The sequence below is a fragment of the Pseudomonas sp. RA_105y_Pfl2_P56 genome (assembly GCF_963970845.1).
Lineage (GTDB): Bacteria > Pseudomonadota > Gammaproteobacteria > Pseudomonadales > Pseudomonadaceae > Aquipseudomonas > Aquipseudomonas baetica_A.
The window spans coordinates 1-18,083 of record NZ_CAXAPL010000002.1 but is presented as its reverse complement, the minus strand read 5'-3'; the positions used below and the strand labels follow the sequence as shown (position 1 = coordinate 18,083).

Below are 18,083 nucleotides of genomic sequence, written 5' to 3'. Positions count from 1 at the left end.
CAAAATCAAACGGCGCCAGCGCATACCCATTCTCATCCACCTGTAACGCCCAACCCTGACGGTCCCAGTCCCCCAGCACAATCCGCTTCGCCGCCTGCTCGGCGAGCTGCAGCTTATGAATCGCCGGCCGATGGGTGTGCCCGTGAATCAGGGTCTTCACGCCAAACGCCTGCATGATCCGCGGAATCTCTTGCGGCGTGACATCGACAATGTCGTTGGCCTTCATCCGCGTCTGCGCCCGGCTTTCGCTTCGCAGTTTGCGCGCCAGTTTGTGGCGTGTGCTCAGCGGCAGATGGCGCAAGATGAACCGGGTGATCGGATTACGCAGGTAGCGGCGCAGCTTCATGTAGCTGACGTCGCGGGTGCAAAGACTGTCGCCGTGCATCAACAGCACCGGCTCACCGTAAAATTGCACGACGCTCGGGTCCTTCAACAGCGTGCAGCCGGCCTGTTTACAGAAGGCCTTGCCGAGCAGGAAGTCGCGATTGCCGTGCATCAGAAAAATGGCCGTGCCGCTGTCGCTCAATTGGCGCAGGGCCTGGCAGATGGAACGCTGGAAGGGCGTCATGGCATCGTCGCCAATCCACGCCTCGAAGAAGTCGCCCAGAATGTACAACGCACTCGCCGAGCGGGCGCGTCCGGCGAGCAAACTCAGAAACGCCCGGGTAATGTCCGGGCGCTCCTCTTCCAGATGCAAGTCTGAAATCAGCAGTATCACGCTTCGATGATCTCGGCTTTCTCGATGATCACGTCGTCTGCTGGTACGTCCTGGTGGCCTGCCTTGGACGTGGTGGAAACGCCTTCGATCTTGTCGACAACGTCGAAGCCCGCAACCACTTTACCGAATACCGCGTAACCCCAACCCTGAGCGGTCTTGGCGGTGTGGTTGAGGAAGCCGTTGTCGGTGGCGTTGATGAAGAACTGGGCCGATGCCGAATGCGGGTCCATGGTGCGAGCCATGGCCAGGGTGTACTTCTCGTTCTTCAGACCGTTGTCAGCTTCGTTCTGAATGCTTGGGCTCTTGTCTTTCTTTTCCTTCATGCCAGGCTCGAAACCGCCGCCCTGGATCATGAAACCTTTGATCACACGGTGGAACACGACGTTCTCGTAGTGACCTTTTTTAACGTATTCGATGAAGTTGGCCGCGGTGATCGGGGCTTTTTCTTCGTTCAACTCGATGACGATGTCACCGAAATTAGTGGTCAGTTTTACTTGAGTCATGATCGCTACTCTTTATAAGGAATTCGTGGGTATGGGCCATTTACACCCTTTACCGGTTCAGCCCCTGAAGGCCGAGGTGCGCAGTTTAGCGTGACAGGCGTGAATTTCGAGGCAGTTTTTCATTTCCGTGCGATTAAATGCACGCCTTTATAGGGCCTGCTCTGTCAGCCCCTTGACAGCATCGGCTATGATAGCGGCTTTGTTTTGTCTGGCCCCCTCTGCGGCCGCGCACCTGTAAGTCAAGGATCCTATGAGCAAGCCCACTGTCGACCCTACCTCGAATGCCAAGTCCGGCCCTGCCGTGCCGGTCAATTTCCTGCGGCCGATCATCCAGGCAGACCTGGACTCGGGCAAGCACACCCAGATCGTCACCCGTTTCCCGCCGGAGCCCAACGGCTACCTGCACATCGGCCACGCCAAATCGATCTGCGTGAACTTCGGCCTGGCCCAGGAGTTCGGCGGCGTCACGCACCTGCGTTTCGACGACACCAACCCGGCCAAGGAAGATCAGGAATACATCGACGCGATCGAAAGCGACGTCAAATGGCTGGGCTTCGAATGGTCCGGCGAAGTGCGCTACGCCTCGCAGTATTTCGACCAGTTGCACGACTGGGCGGTGGAGTTGATCAAGGCCGGCAAGGCCTACGTCGACGACCTGACCCCTGAGCAGGCCAAGGAATACCGTGGCAGCCTGACCGAACCTGGCAAGAACAGCCCGTTCCGCGACCGTTCGGTTGAAGAAAACCTCGACTGGTTCGCCCGCATGCGCGCCGGTGAGTTCCCGGACGGCGCCCGCGTGCTGCGCGCAAAGATCGACATGGCCTCGCCGAACATGAACCTGCGTGACCCGATCATGTACCGCATCCGCCACGCCCATCACCACCAGACCGGTGACAAGTGGTGCATCTACCCCAACTACGACTTCACCCACGGTCAGTCGGACGCCATCGAAGGCATCACTCACTCGATCTGCACCCTGGAGTTCGAAAGCCATCGTCCGCTGTACGAGTGGTTCCTCGACGCACTGCCAGTGCCGGCGCAACCGCGTCAGTACGAGTTCAGCCGTCTGAACCTCAACTACACCATCACCAGCAAGCGCAAGCTCAAGCAACTGGTCGATGAAAAGCACGTCAATGGCTGGGACGATCCGCGCATGTCCACGCTGTCGGGCTTCCGCCGCCGTGGCTACACGCCGAAGTCGATCCGCAACTTCTGCGAAATGATCGGTACCAACCGCTCCGACGGCGTGGTTGACTTCGGCATGCTCGAATTCAGCATCCGTGACGACCTCGACCACAGCGCCCCGCGCGCCATGTGCGTGCTGCGTCCGCTCAAAGTCGTGATCACCAACTACCCGGAAGGCCAGGTCGAGAACCTCGAACTGCCGCGCCACCCGAAAGAAGACATGGGCGTGCGCGCGCTGCCGTTTGCCCGGGAAATCTACATCGACCGTGAAGACTTCATGGAAGAGCCGCCGAAAGGCTACAAACGTCTGGAATCGGGCGGCGAAGTGCGTCTGCGCGGCAGCTACGTGATCCGTGCCGACGAAGCGATCAAGGACGCCGATGGCAACATCGTCGAACTGCGTTGCTCCTACGACCCCGAAACTCTGGGCAAGAACCCTGAAGGCCGCAAGGTCAAAGGCGTGGTTCACTGGGTGCCGGCCGCTGCCAGCGTCGAGTGCGAAGTGCGTCTGTACGATCGTCTGTTCCGTTCGGCCAACCCTGAGAAGGCCGAAGACAGCGCCAGTTTCCTCGACAACATCAACCCTGACTCACTGCAAGTGCTGACCGGTTGTCGTGCTGAGCCATCGCTTGGCAATGCACAGCCGGAAGACCGTTTCCAGTTCGAGCGCGAAGGCTACTTCGTCGCCGATTTGAAGGACTCGAAACCAGGTCAGCCGGTATTCAACCGTACCGTGACCCTGCGTGATTCGTGGGGCCAGTGATTCAAGGGATTTAACGTGCTAACGATCTACAACACGCTCACCAAGAGCAAAGAAGTCTTCAAGCCGCTCGATGGCAACAATGTGCGCATGTACGTCTGCGGGATGACCGTGTACGACTACTGCCACCTGGGCCATGGTCGCAGCATGGTCGCGTTCGACCTGGTGACCCGCTGGTTGCGGTTCAGCGGTTACAACCTGACTTACGTGCGCAACATCACCGACATCGACGACAAGATCATCAACCGCGCCAACGAGAACGGTGAATCGTTCGAAGCGTTGACCGAGCGCATGATTGCCGCGATGCACGAAGACGAAGCGCGCCTGAACATCAAGAAGCCGGACATGGAGCCGCGTGCCACGGATCACATTCCGGGCATGCACGCGATGATCCAGACCCTGATCGACAAGGGCTACGCCTACGCCCCGGGCAATGGCGACGTGTACTACCGCGTCGGCAAGTTCATGGGCTACGGCAAGCTGTCGCGCAAGAAGATCGAAGACCTGCGCATCGGTGCGCGGATCGAGGTCGACGAAGCGAAGGAAGATCCGCTGGACTTCGTGCTGTGGAAAGGCGTCAAACCGGGCGAGCCTAGCTGGGAATCGCCATGGGGCGCCGGGCGTCCGGGCTGGCACATCGAGTGCTCGGTGATGTCCACCTGCTGCCTGGGTGAGACGTTCGATATTCATGGCGGCGGCAGTGATCTTGAGTTCCCGCACCACGAAAACGAAATCGCCCAGAGCGAAGCGGCCACTGGCAAGACCTACGCCAACGCGTGGATGCATTGCGGCATGATTCGCATCAATGGCGAGAAGATGTCCAAGTCCTTGAACAACTTCTTCACCATTCGCGACGTGCTCGACAAGTACCACCCTGAAGTCGTGCGTTACCTGCTGGTGTCGAGCCACTACCGCAGCGCGATCAACTACTCGGAAGACAACCTCAAGGACGCCAAAGGCGCACTCGAGCGTTTCTACCACGCACTCAAAGGCCTGCCGACTGCGGCGCCGGCCGGTGGCGAAGCGTTCGTTGAACGTTTCACCGCGGTGATGAACGACGACTTCGGTACGCCGGAAGCCTGCGCCGTGCTGTTCGAGATGGTGCGTGAGATCAACCGACTGCGCGAGAGCGATCTCGATGCCGCGGCCGGTTTAGCGGCCCGTCTGAAAGAACTGGCCAGCGTGCTGGGTGTGTTGCAACTCGAGGCCGACGACTTCCTGCAGGCTGGCGCCGAAGGGCGTGTCGATGCGGCTGAAGTCGACGCGCTGATTGCTGCACGTCTGGCGGCGCGGGCGGGTAAGGACTGGGCCGAATCCGACCGCATCCGCGACCAGCTCACCGCCATGGGCGTGGTGCTGGAAGACGGCAAGGGTGGCACGACCTGGCGTTTGGCTGACTGATTGGCTGATCCGCTAAAAACAAAACCCGCCTTGTGCGGGTTTTTGTTTTTGGGTTATCTCAGGAATCTACAGGGACAGGGCTGAAGTCATTGCAGGCTCGCCAGCGATGAGACCCGCCCAGACATCTTGTCATTCAGCCTGACGCAACCGCTTGTAAAGAGTGTTGCGGCTCACACCCAGCCGCCGCGCCAAGTGCGAAATATTCCCCCCAGCCGCCTTCAACTCCCGATTCAACGCTTCAACATCATTCAAATCCAGCCCCAGCGGCTGCGCGCGCTCAACCGGCTCCATTTCCAGATCGACAAAAAAATCATCCGGCAAATGCTCCGGCCGCACGGGTTGCTCTTCAGCCATGGCCAGCGCCACCTGCATCACGCTGCTGACCTGACGCAGATTGCCTGGCCACGGATGCTTATCGAACAGTTCCAACACTTCGCGGCTCAGCCCCGCCCATTGCGTCGGTTCACGATGCTGTTCCCACAGTCGTTTGAATAACGCCTCTTTGTCACTGCGCTCTCTCAATGGCGGCAACTCCAGGGTCAGCCCGCCGATGCGGTAATACAAATCCTCGCGAAACCGCCCCAGTTGCACCTGCTCCCGTAGCGAGCGGTTGGTCGCCGAGATGATCCGCAGATCCACCGGGAACAACTCACTGCTGCCCACCGGTTGCACGCAGCGCTCCTGCAACACCCGCAGCAACCGCGCTTGGGTCGGCAACGGCATGTCGCCGATTTCATCGAGGAACAGCGTGCCTTTGTCAGCCTTGCGGATCAGGCCGATGCTGCCTTTCTGGTTGGCGCCGGTGAATGCGCCTTTCTCGTAGCCGAACAATTCCGATTCGACCAGTTCGGCGGGGATCGCCGCGCAGTTGACGGCGATGAATGCCTGTTTGCTGCGGGAGCTGGCCTGGTGCAAGGCTTTGACGAACACCTCTTTGCCAACGCCGGTTTCGCCGTGGATCAGCAGCGGGATGTCTTTTTCCAGCAAACGCTCGGCCTGGCGCACGGCTTTTTCCACGCGACTGTCGCCGAAGTGGAGTGTGTTGAGGCTGATCGCGGTTGGCGCGGCGGCTTTGGGGTCAGACGTAAACACTCGCGCCTCGATGGGCGCCTGTTGTGGCCGCTTCAACAAACACTGGAAACGGTTACTCCCGCAGGTCTGCAAGGCAAACGGCAAACCGTCCGGCTGGTTGATCAACTCGAGTAACGACACCTTGAACAGGCTCTCAACACTGACCCGCGACAAGCGCACACCCAAGAGATTGTCGGCCCGGCGATTGGCCGACAGCACCTGACCGCTCTCATCGAAAATCAACAAGCCGGCCCACTGACTGTCGAGGTTGTTCAACCCGGTGTTGAAGGTCAGTTGAAAGTGCTGGCCATGGAACAGGTTGAGGATCAGCCGGTTTTCCACGGTCTGGCTCATCATCTTGACCATGCCCAAGGTGTGTGAGGGCGGCAGATAGCTGTCGCTGGACACGTCAAGCACCGCGATGACCTTGCGCTCGGCGTCGAAAATCGGCGCGGCGGAACCGGTCATGAAGCGGTTGGCTTTCAGAAAATGTTCATCGTGTTCGATGTGTACCGCTTGCTCGCAGGCCAGCGCAGTGCCGATGGCGTTGGTGCCGCTGCAGCGTTCCATCCAGCTCGCCCCGGCCTGAAAGCCTCGGGCCAGATTCGGTGCGATAAACCGTTGCGTACCCCACGAGGTCAGCACCTGGCCCTGGTTGTCGGCGAGCATGATCAGGCAATTGGAATTGCTCAGGATGTTCTCGTAGTAGGGCAACACTTCCTGATGGGTGGTTTGCACCAGCGAATGATGGCGGTCGAGCAGGTGCGCAATACCCGAGGCGGGTAATTGATCGAACGCCGGAGCGCTTTGATGATCCAGACCAAACGCCCGACAACGTTGCCAGGAGCTCTGGACGAGCGCGTCGTGGGACAGCGGCGGGGCAGGTTCGGCCATGGCAGTCAGCCTCAGATGCAGCGATTTTTATTGTTGTTATGAACCCAAATCCTGAAACAGCACAGCTCAAAACGGTGGGAGCGGGCTTGCTCGCGAATGCGGTGGATCAGTCAATGAATCAGTTGAATGACACACCGCATTCGCGCTCCCACATTGGGATCTTCAGCGGTCATGAGATTGGGCAAAAGCATCCATAGAGTGTTGTTCACTATTGTTCATTGTCAATCGCCAAACTGTTCAAATGTGTTCAGCAATGAACGCCGTTTCCCGGCGGTTTCAACGATTTTCACAACAAATCAACAACTTGCCATTTCTGGCACGAATGTCGCTCTACTGCACAGGTCGCTTGACTCCAATAATAAAAAGGCCGAGCCATGTCACTCACCCTGGAGCACGTTTGCCGCACCGTCGAGGGCCAGAACTGGATCGACGATGCGTGCCTGAAATTCGAACCCGGATCCTTCAACGTTTTGCTCGGCCGCACGCTGTCTGGCAAAACCAGTCTCATGCGTCTGATGGCCGGTCTGGACAAGCCCGACAGCGGCCGCATCCTGATGAACGGCGTCGATGTCACCCATCGCCCGGTGCGTCTGCGCAATGTGTCGATGGTTTATCAGCAATTCATCAACTACCCGACCATGACCGTGTTCGAGAACATCGCCTCGCCGCTGCGTCAGGCTGGCGTCTCGAAAGAGATCATCCACAGCAAGGTGCAGGAAACCGCAAAGATGCTGCGCATCGAGAAGTTTCTGCAGCGCTATCCGCTGGAACTCTCCGGCGGGCAGCAGCAACGCACCGCCATGGCCCGGGCGCTGGTCAAGGATGCCGAACTGATCCTGTTCGACGAGCCGCTGGTCAATCTCGACTACAAACTGCGCGAAGAACTGCGTCAGGAAATGCGCGAGTTGTTCAAGCAGCGCCATACCATCGCCATTTACGCCACCACCGAGCCTAACGAAGCGCTGGCGCTGGGCGGCACCACGACGATTCTTCACGAGGGGCGGGTGATCCAGAGCGGCCCGTCGACCTCGGTGTATCACCAGCCGCAAACCGTGCTGGCCGCCGAGTTGTTCTCCGAGCCGCCGATCAACCTGATGCCGGGGCGCATCGCCGGTAACGAAGTGAGTTTTGCCAACTTCGTACACTTCCCGTTAAACGTTGATCTGCGTTCGGTGGGCGAAGGTGAGTTCCGCTTCGGCGTGCGCCCCAGCCACATTTCGCTGGTGCCGAGCAACGATGATGATCTGGAATTGGCCGTCACGGTGGAAGTCGCCGAGATCAGCGGTTCGGAAACCTTCCTGCATGTGCGCAACGAGCATTTCCTGCTGGTGCTGCACCTGTCCGGCGTTCACGAATACGACGTCGACGAGCCGATCCGCATTTATATCCCGACCCACAAACTGTTTGTTTTCGATGCGCAGGGCCGCCTGGTGCAAGCACCGGGGCGGCGTGTCGCGAGGGTTGCCTGATGGCCGAAATCCGTTTGCAACACCTCGCCCACAGCTACAGTAAAACCCCCGGCGGTGCAGAGGATTATGCGATCCGCGAGATGGATCACGTTTGGGAGCAGGGTGGCGCCTATGCGCTGCTTGGCCCGTCCGGTTGCGGCAAATCGACGTTGCTCAACATCATTTCCGGCCTGCTCAGCCCCTCGCAAGGGCATGTGTTATTCGACGGCAAAGCGGTCAACGACCTGACCCCGGAGAAGCGCAACATCGCTCAGGTTTTCCAGTTTCCGGTGGTCTACGACACCATGACCGTGTTCGACAACCTGGCGTTTCCCCTGCGCAATCAGGGCATGGCCGAGGCGAAAGTGCACAGCAAGGTGCAGGAAATTGCCGAAGTCCTCGACCTGCAAGAGCTGCTGAGCAAAAAGGCGCGCAACCTCACCGCCGACGAAAAACAGAAAGTCTCGATGGGGCGGGGCCTGGTGCGTGACGACGTGTCGGCGATTCTCTTTGATGAACCGCTGACAGTGATCGATCCGCACCTGAAGTGGAAACTGCGACGCAAGCTCAAGCAGATCCACGAGCAGTTCAACATCACCATGGTCTACGTGACCCACGATCAACTCGAAGCCTCGACCTTCGCCGACAAAATCGCGGTGATGTACGGCGGCCAGATCGTCCAGTTCGGCACGCCACGGGAGTTGTTCGAACGGCCGAGCCACACCTTTGTCGGCTACTTCATCGGCAGCCCCGGCATGAATCTGATCGACGTGCAGCCGCAACCGGGCGGGGTCGGTTTCGGCTCGACGCACCTGCCGCTGTCTGACGCCTTGCAGCGTCATATCGAACACGGTCAGTGGAAAAATCTGAAGGTCGGTATCCGTCCCGAGTTCATTCATGTCTGGGATGAGCCGTTTGACGACGCGATGCAGGCACACGTCGTACACGTCGAAGACCTCGGCACCTACAAGATCATGACCCTCGATCTCGACGGCGTGGCGTTGAAAGTGCGCCTGGCGGAAGACAAACCGGTGCCGCAGGGCACGGCGTACATCAGTTTTCCGGCGCAGTGGCTGATGGTCTATGCCGACGAATTCCTGCTGCCAGCCACTGAAGACAATGAGGTGCAGCCATGAACAAGGTGCAGAACAACAAGGCCTGGTGGCTGGTGTTGCCGGTGTTTTTGCTGGTGGCGTTCAGTGCGGTCGTCCCGATGATGACCGTGGTCAACTACTCGGTGCAGGACATCTTCGACCAATCCAGCCGCTACTTCGTCGGCACTGAGTGGTATCGGCAGGTGCTGCTGGATCCGCGTCTGCATGATTCGCTGCTGCGCCAGTTCATCTATTCGGCGTGCGTGTTGCTGATTGAAATCCCGCTGGGCATTGCGATTGCCCTGACCATGCCGACCAAGGGCCGCTGGTCGTCGCTGGTGCTGATTATTCTGGCGATTCCGCTGCTGATCCCGTGGAACGTGGTGGGCACGATCTGGCAGATTTTTGGCCGCGCCGACATCGGCTTGCTCGGGTCGAGTCTCAACGCGATGGGCATCAGCTACAACTATGCGGCCAACACCATGGACGCCTGGGTGACGGTGCTGGTGATGGACGTCTGGCACTGGACTTCGCTGGTGGCGCTGCTGTGTTTCTCCGGATTGCGCGCCATTCCCGATGTGTATTACCAGGCGGCGCGCATCGATCGGGCGTCCGCCTGGGCAGTGTTCCGTCACATTCAGTTGCCCAAGCTAAAGAGCGTGCTGTTGATCGCGGTGATGCTGCGTTTCATGGACAGTTTCATGATCTACACCGAGCCGTTTGTGCTCACCGGGGGCGGGCCGGGTAATGCCACGACCTTCTTGAGTCAGACGCTGACGCAAATGGCCGTAGGCCAATTCGACCTGGGGCCGGCAGCGGCTTTCTCGCTGGTGTACTTCCTGATCATCCTGTTGGTGTCCTGGCTGTTCTACACCGCCATGACGCACTCCGACGCCAACCGCTGAGGCCCGGCCATGAGCAAAAGAAAGCTGATTCCGTTGCTGGTCTACATCCTGTTCCTGCTGGTGCCGATCTACTGGCTGCTGAACATGTCGTTCAAGAGCAACACCGAAATCCTCGGCGGTCTGACACTTTTCCCACAGGACTTCACGCTGGCGAACTACAAGGTGATCTTCACCGATCCGAGCTGGTACAGCGGGTACATCAACTCGCTGTACTACGTGAGCCTGAACACGGTGATTTCCCTGAGCGTGGCACTGCCGGCGGCGTATGCGTTTTCACGCTACCGCTTCCTGGGCGACAAGCACCTGTTCTTCTGGCTGCTGACCAACCGCATGGCCCCACCGGCCGTGTTCCTGCTGCCGTTCTTTCAGTTGTATTCGTCGATTGGCCTGTTCGACACGCACATTGCCGTGGCCTTGGCGCACTGCCTGTTTAACGTGCCACTGGCGGTGTGGATTCTCGAAGGCTTCATGTCCGGCGTGCCGAAGGAAATCGACGAAACCGCCTACATTGATGGCTACAGTTTCCCCAAGTTCTTCGTGAAGATTTTCATCCCGTTGATCGGTTCCGGCATCGGCGTCACGGCGTTTTTCTGCTTCATGTTTTCCTGGGTCGAGCTGTTGCTGGCGCGCACGTTGACCTCGGTCAACGCCAAGCCGATTGCGGCGGTGATGACCCGCACGGTATCGGCCTCGGGGATCGATTGGGGCGTGCTGGCGGCGGCGGGGGTGTTGACCATTTTGCCGGGCATGCTGGTGATCTGGTTTGTTCGCAACCATGTGGCCAAGGGCTTTGCCCTCGGCCGGGTCTGAGGAGCTGATGATGGAATGGATGAGTTGGACCACCCCCACCGCGGCATTCTTTATCGTCATAGGCTTGCTCCTGGTGGGCATGACGACGTGGGAGCTGCGTTCGCCGAGCGTCCTGCGGCGAGGTTTTCTGCCGATTGCCACCACCCGTGGCGATCGCTTGTTTATCGGTCTTCTCGGCAGCGCCTACCTGCATTTGCTGGTCGTCGGCGCCACCGACTGGAGCATCTGGGTGGCGTCCGCGTTGTCCCTGGTGTGGCTGTTGGCTGTGATGCGTTGGGGCTAGTCGAGTCGCTCGACAACCGTGCTCCGAAATCCTAAACAGGAGGTCTCTATGTTCGACAAAAACAATAAGCTGCGACATAGCATTTCATTGGCAGCCTTGCTGGCACTCAGCGGTTTGAGCGCGTCGGCCTGGGCCGATGCCTACGAGGACGCTGCGAAAAAGTGGATCGGCAGCGAATTCAAACCGTCGACCCTGACGGCCGATCAGCAACTCGAAGAACTGAAGTGGTTCATCAAGGCTGCCGAGCCGTTTCGCGGGATGGAAATCAAGGTGGTTTCGGAAACCCTGACCACCCATGAATACGAGTCCAAGGTGCTGGCCAAGGCCTTCAGCGAAATCACCGGGATCAAGCTCACCCACGACTTGCTGCAAGAAGGCGACGTGGTGGAAAAAATGCAGACGGTGATGCAGTCCGACAAGAATATCTACGACGGCTGGGTCAACGACTCGGACCTGATCGGCACGCACTTTCGTTACGGCAAGACCGAATCGATCACCGACCTGATGGCCAACGAAGGCAAGAACTTCACCTCGCCGACCCTCGACATCAAGGACTTCATCGGCATTTCGTTCACCACCGCGCCGGACGGCAAGATTTATCAACTGCCCGACCAGCAGTTCGCCAACCTGTACTGGTTCCGCGCTGACTGGTTTGAACGCGCGGACCTGAAAGCCAGGTTCAAGGAAAAGTACGGCTACGAATTGGGCGTACCGGTGAACTGGTCAGCCTATGAAGACATCGCCAAATTCTTCAGTGAAGACGTCAAGGAAATCGACGGCAAACGTGTTTACGGGCACATGGACTACGGCAAGAAAGACCCGTCGCTGGGCTGGCGCTTCACCGATGCCTGGTTCTCCATGGCGGGCGGCGGCGACAAGGGCTTGCCTAACGGTTTGCCGGTGGACGAGTGGGGCATTCGTGTCGAGGATTGCCACCCGGTCGGTTCCAGCGTGACCCGAGGCGGCGACACCAACGGCCCGGCGGCAGTGTTTGCCACGACCAAATACGTCGATTGGCTCAAGGCGTACGCGCCACCGGAAGCAGCGGGCATGACGTTCTCCGAGTCCGGCCCGGTGCCGTCGCAAGGCAACATCGCTCAGCAGATTTTCTGGTACACCGCCTTCACCGCCGACATGACCAAACCGGGTCTGCCGGTGGTCAACGACGACGGCACGCCGAAATGGCGGATGGCGCCATCGCCGCGCGGGCCGTATTGGGAGGAGGGCATGAAGCTCGGTTATCAGGACGTGGGTTCGTGGACGTTCATGAAATCCACGCCGGAGAAACAGAAACTCGCGGCGTGGTTGTACGCGCAGTTCGTGACTTCGAAAACCGTATCGCTGAAGAAAACCATCGTCGGTTTGACGCCGATTCGCGAGTCGGACATCAACTCGCAGGCCATGACCGATCTGGCGCCGAAACTCGGTGGTCTGGTCGAGTTCTACCGCAGCCCGGCCCGCGTGCAATGGACCCCGACCGGGACCAACGTGCCGGACTATCCGCGTCTGGCGCAATTGTGGTGGAGCCACATCGCCGAAGCGGCCAGCGGCGAGAAGACCCCGCAGCAAGCGCTGGATGGTTTGGCCAAGGATCAGGACGCGATCATGTCGCGTCTGGAACGCTCCAAAGCCCAAGCCACGTGCGCACCGAAAATGAACCCGGAACGCGACGCGCAATACTGGTTCGATCAACCGGGCGCGCCGAAACCGAAACTGGCGAACGAGAAGCCGAAGGGCGAGACCGTGAGCTACAACGAACTGCTGAAATCCTGGGCAGATGCGCGTAAATAAAAGCTGATGAGTGAAGGGCAAACGGCACCGCAAGGTGCCGTTTTCAGTTGTGCCAGAACCACCGCCATCGAGCGCCCACAGGTTTCGCGTTGATCCAATAGAGCGGCGACGCATTCCGAATAGGTAATGTCCTCGCCCAAGTCATTGCCTTCACAACAGTCCTGGCGCGGCGGAGTATTTCGATTCGGGATGTTTAAAGATTTTCCGAAAATACAGAACCTTCCCACAATGTTTTCAGGTTGTCCGTCGGACGTCGGCTCTCTAGGCTGTGAACGTCGCTGCCAAATCAGCGATCGGGATTGGAACCCCGGAGAACGTATCAACGCCAAAGCGTCTTTCATGACGTATGCTTGCCCACCTTCATGGTGTGCAGTCTGTTATGGCGGCTGTACGCGGGAGACTTTCGAGTCTGCCGGGTTTCTCCGTTCCCCGGGTTCCAACCTGCGTACAGCTGCCACCCCTTCGCGTGGAACCGAATGGATCAGCTTCAACGTTCAGAAGGAGAAACAACATGAAAAAGCCAACACCCAATCCCCCGGAAACAACCGTTCCAGCGCACGCCCATACAACGTCCCCCTACGCGGGCGAAGATACCCGCAAACTCCACGAAGCCGCCGACCGCGCCCTCGACTTTTACCTCAAACCCACGGCCGCCATCATGGCCACGCCCTATGTCCAGAACCAGATGTTCCTGGTCAACCCCACCGCCGACACCGAATCCCTGCTGGCCAACGCCAGCGAGTCCCTGTCCTCGGCCAGCGTCATGCTCGGTGACTTCGCCGCGCTGCTCGAAGGCACGCACCGCAAGACGTTGCTCGGTATCGCCCAAGTCGTCATGCTTGGTGAACTGGCGGTGAACAGAGCATTGGATAACGTCGACCCTGCTGGCTGATCCGATCTGTCCAGGCAGGCAGAAAAAACGCGGCGCTAGTCAGGGCCGCGTTTTATTCAAAGGTTGACGCTCAGGCAAAGACGCCAAAGATCATCGCGGCACAGTAAACCGCGACAAAACCCGGAACAGAGTAGCCAAACATCCGGGCGGGAATAATGACCCAACGCCGCAGAGGCAGCGGAAAGCGGTCAATCTCGGGTATGACCTCGGGATCACTTGCCTGCAGATAGCCGTAGTCCAGACAGAGAATGTTCGAAATGTGGTACAGGCGGCAGGAGCGACCATAAACGCTGTCTCCCAATACCCGCTGATTGCGAGCGACGAAGTAGGACTCTTTCAGAAAAGACTCGATGGCTGCCAGTTTGAAAAAACTGACGTATGTCCGCACGAGCAGTGCCAACACTGCCACAACAACACAGGCGATCAATGCGGCCACGTACAGCCGCTTCAAATCGCTCGTCGGTGTGGAGAGCATCATGCATAACCGCTCGAAACCCAGCCAGAGTAAAAGTAGGCAGGCGCCCATGAAAGCGATTCGCCGGATGCTTCGCGGCACCGCCCCCCATTTTTTCAGATGTACTGGAAAGCGTTCGGCCTCCATGACCGTCGGGCGTTCCAGCATCAGTGGGTAGGTGACAAGGCCGGTGAGTGCGCCGATCTGCCTTACTCTCTTCATTCGCCCCAATGGGCCATTGCCCAAACGCTTGCGATCAGTGGCTACAAATTGAGAGGCGATGAAGTGGTGTTCCATCTGATCGAGCCGCCAGTAGGCGGCAAACAGCGTTATTGCCTCGCCGAGAAAAACCAGCAGCAGGACAGTTCCCCATGCAGAGAGGTAAATGAGGTCAGTCACAATTAATCCTTGCTGTTGATCCACCTGACTCCGATTCAGGTGCAGGGCGCGTCGGTACGCCACTCTTTACCTGATAGTTTTCAGGGCTACAACCTCAGGTACACACCAGATATAAAAAAGGCGCCCCAAAGGACGCCAAAAAATTCACCTCTTTCTAAAGGAGCAAGGAGCTTCTAAAGGTGAATGCGCATTGCTCGTGAACTCAGAGAATCGCCAACGGATACTCGACAATCACCCGCACTTCATCCAGATCCGACTCGAACGCCGTGGCGCGGGTGGTGGCCTGGCGCAAGCGCAGTGACATGTCCTTCAATGAACCACTCTGCACCACGTATTTGACTTCTATATCGCGCTCCCAACGCTTCTGATCCGTCAGCGGATTGCCCTCGGCATCGCGGCGCATGTACGCGGCGTTGGCATTGGAATAATCGGCGTCAGTGTCGCGCGCATAACGGGTCATGAATGACAAACCGGGCACGCCATAGGTGGTCATGTCGAGGTCATAACGCACCATCCACGAACGTTCCTTCGGCGAGTTGAAGTCGCTGTACTGGATGGAGTTGTCGAGGAAGATCGAGTCGGACTGGCGCAGGTAATCGAAATCGTCGTTGCCGTTGTTGCGCTGGTGGGAGAGGGCGACGGAGTGCGCGCCGAGTTTCACACCGACACGGCCGCTCCAGATGTTGTTGTCGAACTCGCCGAGCAGTTGTTTGCCTTCGTCGACAGCCTTGTAGTAATTCAAACCACCAAACAGCGACAAGTCATCCGACAGCGGATACGTCCACGCAGTGCCAGCGTAGTACTGATTCCAGGCATCCTTGAGACGACTGGAGTACAGACTGAAACTGAGATTTTTGTTCAGCACGTAATCGCCGCCGCCATAAGCAATCCACGGCGAATTGACCGGGCCGGCATAGAAGGTTGCGAAGTTCTCGCGCATGTCGCTGGACACCGGTTGGCTCATCGCGTGCAGTCGACCACCCTGAACCGACAGACCTTCAATACTGGTGTTGGTCGCCGTCACGCCGCGAAAGCTTTCTGGCAGCAGACGCGAGTCACCGGCCGCCACTACCGGGTTGGCCAGGAATACATCACCGACCCTGACCACCGTATCAAATGCCCGCACTTTCGCCGCGCCACCGACCTTGGTGTATTCGTCCCGGGCCTCGCCTTCACTGTTGACCGGCAACACATCAAACGAACTGCGCCCACCGTTGTGGCCGTCACCGGTGTCGAGTTTCAAACCGATCATGGCAAACGCATCAACACCGACCCCGACGGTGCCTTGTGTGAAGCCGGATTCGAACTTGCTGATCACCACATGCGACCAGGCTTCGGAATAACCGTTGCCGGTCGGGCTGGACTGGCCGTTGCGGTGCTCACGATTGAAATAGAAATTACGGTTGAGCACCGTCAGGCTGCTGCCTTCGATAAAGCCTTCGGCTTTTTCTTCTGCAAACACCATGGACGGCCCGGAGCCAACCACCACCGCTAAAGCGGCCATCGACATTTTTGTATTGTTAACCATCAAACACTCCTTGGGTTCGGCAGAACGGGAACGTGCTTCGGAGTGGGTTTTATTGTTCGACGGGCAAGCGCCCGCCGGCATGGTCGCGGGGTGACATCGTTGCAAGCTGCGGATAACGCCAAGGTGATGGGGGAATTACAATTTCGTCATGTGGATGGGGCGAAGGCCTTGGATATCAGGTCAGGGCTGCGAGTTGTTCGATTGTCTGCGGAAAACGCTGGACCAGACGGATCAGGGTCGTGGCCTGAGCATTAGGCGTTGCTCGTCCTTGCTCCCAGTTTTCGAGCGTTCGCGTGTTGGTGCGTAGATACATCGCGAATACTGACCGAGAAAGATTAAGTTGCTGACGGATGGCTACCACTTCCTCCGCAGTGATTGGCATCAGTTTTGGCAACTGAACCTTGTGGGTACGCAAGGTGATTTTGCCTTGGCGTTCATCGGCCAGTGCTTCGAGTCCATCCATCAGTTCGGAAAAAATGTCACGTTTCATAGTGGCTTCTCGCGTTGAGTTCTCTATCCAGTGTTTTTCTGAAAAGTTTTTTATGGGCAGGCGTCAGATCGTCCTGCTCGTTTTTGTTATAGACGGTAAAGAGCCAGAACTGATCGAAGCCTGACCACCAGTAGTAAATCACTCGTAATCCGCTGCGTTTTCCTTTCCCTCTTCGTTGGTCGCCAAAGCGAATTTTACGAAGCCCGCCTGTGTCCTCGATAAGATCGCCCACTTCCGGATTTTTCAGCAACTCCAGTTGAAAGCTGCGAAACAGATCGTCATCCAGATAGTCGTCTCGGTGCTTCTGAAACACAGGTAATTCGATAAATAGAGCATCCATGTTCTGTACGTTACCTACGTATAGTGTTGTCTCGAAAATCGAATCGGTCAAGGCTTCCTAGCCTTGCTTTTCGTCCCTTTTTCAACGGTAGACGCCGGTCGTAAAAACACCTGTAGGACGAATCGACCAGCGTGGTAAGAACGTTCAATTGAGTAGCGAAGAGACTTCGCAATTGACGTGTCGGAACAATCCACAGCACTATCGCCCCATGAATACCCAAAATCGAATGACCATGATGTGCGCCTCCATGACCGCTTCCGGCGGGCCATAAGGTCATACGTTTTTGTCATTTGACGTGTACCCGAAGCCCCGCCAGAAATGGACGGGGCTTTTTCATTTCCTGCCTGCACATGGCTCATGGAGAGAGAGATGTTTGAGATCAGAAGAGCCACCGCGAATGACGCCCAAACTGCATTCGACATACGACGCTTGGCGATCAGGCATCAATGCGTCGGTGCCTACACCGAGCAGCAAATGCACGACTGGACCAGGGGCTCGGCTGAGGTCGGTTACGACACGCTCATGGAAAAGCACTTCTATCTGGGCTGGGTTGAGGGCAAGCCCGTGGCCACCGGAATGCTTGATTTGGAGCACCGTGAAATCGGTGCAATCTTCATTCATCCGGATTTCATGCAGCGCGGACTGGGCAAACAGGTTCTGCACTTTCTCGAAGATCTGGCGAGGGCGCTGGGGCTGACAGAGGTCTGCCTGGACGCGACATTGAACGCTGCCGATTTTTACCGGCGCTGCGGTTACATGGGGGAGGGGAGTGCGATTTATCAATCGCCTTCGGGCCTGCAACTGGCGTGCGTGCCGATGGTTAAGAAACTGTAATGTGATTGTGGCGAGGGAGCTTGCTCCCTCGCCACAGGTTATTTTTTGCTACATGAATGCTGTAAACAAAAACGGCACCCGAACAGACTGTGTGAAAACACACTGATGAAGGCCCAACAAAACGCCCCGACTTGTTCGAGGCGTTTGTTTTTGTGTGGGCAACAGACGAAAAAAGGCCTTTCAGCCCATTAGCGCCATCAACTGGCGGGCTCCGAGCACGCTAATCGCTCGCTTGAGGTTGTAAGCGTTCACCGCCAAGGCCATTTCCGCTTTTGCTCCCTCC

General features: G+C 57.9%; 16 protein-coding genes and 1 pseudogene. 10 read left to right on the top strand and 7 right to left on the bottom strand.

Annotation, left to right across the window (positions count from 1 at the left end):
- Positions 1-7: 7 nt before the first annotated feature.
- Positions 8-718 (bottom strand): annotated as a pseudogene (gene lpxH / locus AACY11_RS01865) (UDP-2,3-diacylglucosamine diphosphatase); the annotation flags it as partial.
- On the bottom strand, positions 715-1,221 hold the full coding sequence (locus AACY11_RS01860; RefSeq protein WP_042559899.1) for a peptidylprolyl isomerase: 507 nt from the start codon (positions 1,219-1,221) through the stop codon (positions 715-717). The gene AACY11_RS01860 and the pseudogene lpxH, both read right to left, overlap by 4 nt.
- Before the next feature lie 250 nt (positions 1,222-1,471).
- Here AACY11_RS01860 and AACY11_RS01855 point away from each other — a divergent pair, with 250 nt between their 5' ends.
- Together AACY11_RS01855 and cysS are read left to right on the top strand one after the other, a co-directional pair.
- Entirely contained in the window at positions 1,472-3,169 is a 1,698-nt protein-coding gene (locus tag AACY11_RS01855) for a glutamine--tRNA ligase/YqeY domain fusion protein (RefSeq protein ID WP_339493732.1), read from the top strand.
- Positions 3,170-3,184: 15 nt separating this feature from the next.
- Positions 3,185-4,567, top strand: a complete 1,383-nt coding sequence (cysS, locus tag AACY11_RS01850) for a cysteine--tRNA ligase (protein ID WP_339493730.1) — start codon at positions 3,185-3,187, stop codon at positions 4,565-4,567.
- A gap of 129 nt (positions 4,568-4,696) precedes the next feature.
- Here the strand turns inward: cysS and AACY11_RS01845 are convergent, their stop codons facing one another.
- Entirely contained in the window at positions 4,697-6,532 is a 1,836-nt protein-coding gene (locus tag AACY11_RS01845; RefSeq protein ID WP_339493729.1) for a sigma-54-dependent Fis family transcriptional regulator, read from the bottom strand.
- 374 nt (positions 6,533-6,906) lie between these two features.
- Here AACY11_RS01845 and AACY11_RS01840 point away from each other — a divergent pair, with 374 nt between their 5' ends.
- From AACY11_RS01840 to AACY11_RS01810, 7 genes are all read left to right on the top strand, one after another.
- Positions 6,907-8,001 (top strand): ABC transporter ATP-binding protein, encoded by a 1,095-nt coding sequence (locus tag AACY11_RS01840; protein WP_339432005.1) that lies wholly within the window; start codon positions 6,907-6,909, stop codon positions 7,999-8,001.
- Complete coding sequence (locus AACY11_RS01835) at positions 8,001-9,116, top strand: ABC transporter ATP-binding protein (protein ID WP_339493727.1); 1,116 nt, start codon at positions 8,001-8,003, stop codon at positions 9,114-9,116. Before AACY11_RS01840 ends, AACY11_RS01835 begins: the two co-directional genes overlap by 1 nt.
- Positions 9,113-9,979, top strand: a complete 867-nt coding sequence (locus AACY11_RS01830) for a carbohydrate ABC transporter permease (RefSeq protein ID WP_339432007.1) — start codon at positions 9,113-9,115, stop codon at positions 9,977-9,979. Before AACY11_RS01835 ends, AACY11_RS01830 begins: the two co-directional genes overlap by 4 nt.
- 9 nt (positions 9,980-9,988) lie before the next feature.
- Positions 9,989-10,789: a carbohydrate ABC transporter permease gene (locus AACY11_RS01825; protein WP_123450806.1), complete on the top strand. Its 801-nt coding sequence runs from the start codon at positions 9,989-9,991 to the stop codon at positions 10,787-10,789.
- A 10-nt stretch (positions 10,790-10,799) separates the two neighbouring features.
- Entirely contained in the window at positions 10,800-11,072 is a 273-nt protein-coding gene (locus AACY11_RS01820; protein ID WP_339432008.1) for a DUF2160 domain-containing protein, read from the top strand.
- A gap of 48 nt (positions 11,073-11,120) precedes the next feature.
- Positions 11,121-12,863 (top strand): ABC transporter substrate-binding protein, encoded by a 1,743-nt coding sequence (locus AACY11_RS01815; protein WP_339493726.1) that lies wholly within the window; start codon positions 11,121-11,123, stop codon positions 12,861-12,863.
- A gap of 511 nt (positions 12,864-13,374) precedes the next feature.
- Positions 13,375-13,755 (top strand): DUF6124 family protein, encoded by a 381-nt coding sequence (locus AACY11_RS01810; protein ID WP_339432010.1) that lies wholly within the window; start codon positions 13,375-13,377, stop codon positions 13,753-13,755.
- Between the two features lie 70 nt (positions 13,756-13,825).
- Here AACY11_RS01810 and AACY11_RS01805 read toward each other — a convergent pair whose 3' ends face one another.
- The 4 genes from AACY11_RS01805 to AACY11_RS01790 all read right to left on the bottom strand — a co-directional run bounded on the left by AACY11_RS01805 (position 13,826) and on the right by AACY11_RS01790 (position 16,966).
- A complete protein-coding gene (locus tag AACY11_RS01805; protein ID WP_339432011.1) occupies positions 13,826-14,608 on the bottom strand; it encodes a hypothetical protein in 783 nt (260 codons plus the stop codon).
- Positions 14,609-14,810: 202 nt separating this feature from the next.
- Entirely contained in the window at positions 14,811-16,136 is a 1,326-nt protein-coding gene (locus tag AACY11_RS01800) for an OprD family porin (RefSeq protein ID WP_339432012.1), read from the bottom strand.
- Positions 16,137-16,311: 175 nt separating this feature from the next.
- Positions 16,312-16,626 carry a helix-turn-helix domain-containing protein gene (locus AACY11_RS01795; RefSeq protein ID WP_339432013.1) on the bottom strand — a complete coding sequence of 105 codons (315 nt, stop codon included), beginning with the start codon at positions 16,624-16,626 and terminating at the stop codon, positions 16,312-16,314.
- Positions 16,616-16,966, bottom strand: a complete 351-nt coding sequence (locus AACY11_RS01790; protein ID WP_339432014.1) for a toxin — start codon at positions 16,964-16,966, stop codon at positions 16,616-16,618. The genes AACY11_RS01795 and AACY11_RS01790 overlap by 11 nt, the downstream gene beginning before the upstream one ends.
- Positions 16,967-17,335: 369 nt before the next feature.
- On the opposite strand from AACY11_RS01790, the gene AACY11_RS01785 reads away from it, so the two are divergent.
- Complete coding sequence (locus AACY11_RS01785; RefSeq protein ID WP_339432015.1) at positions 17,336-17,800, top strand: GNAT family N-acetyltransferase; 465 nt, start codon at positions 17,336-17,338, stop codon at positions 17,798-17,800.
- Positions 17,801-18,083 lie beyond the last annotated feature (283 nt).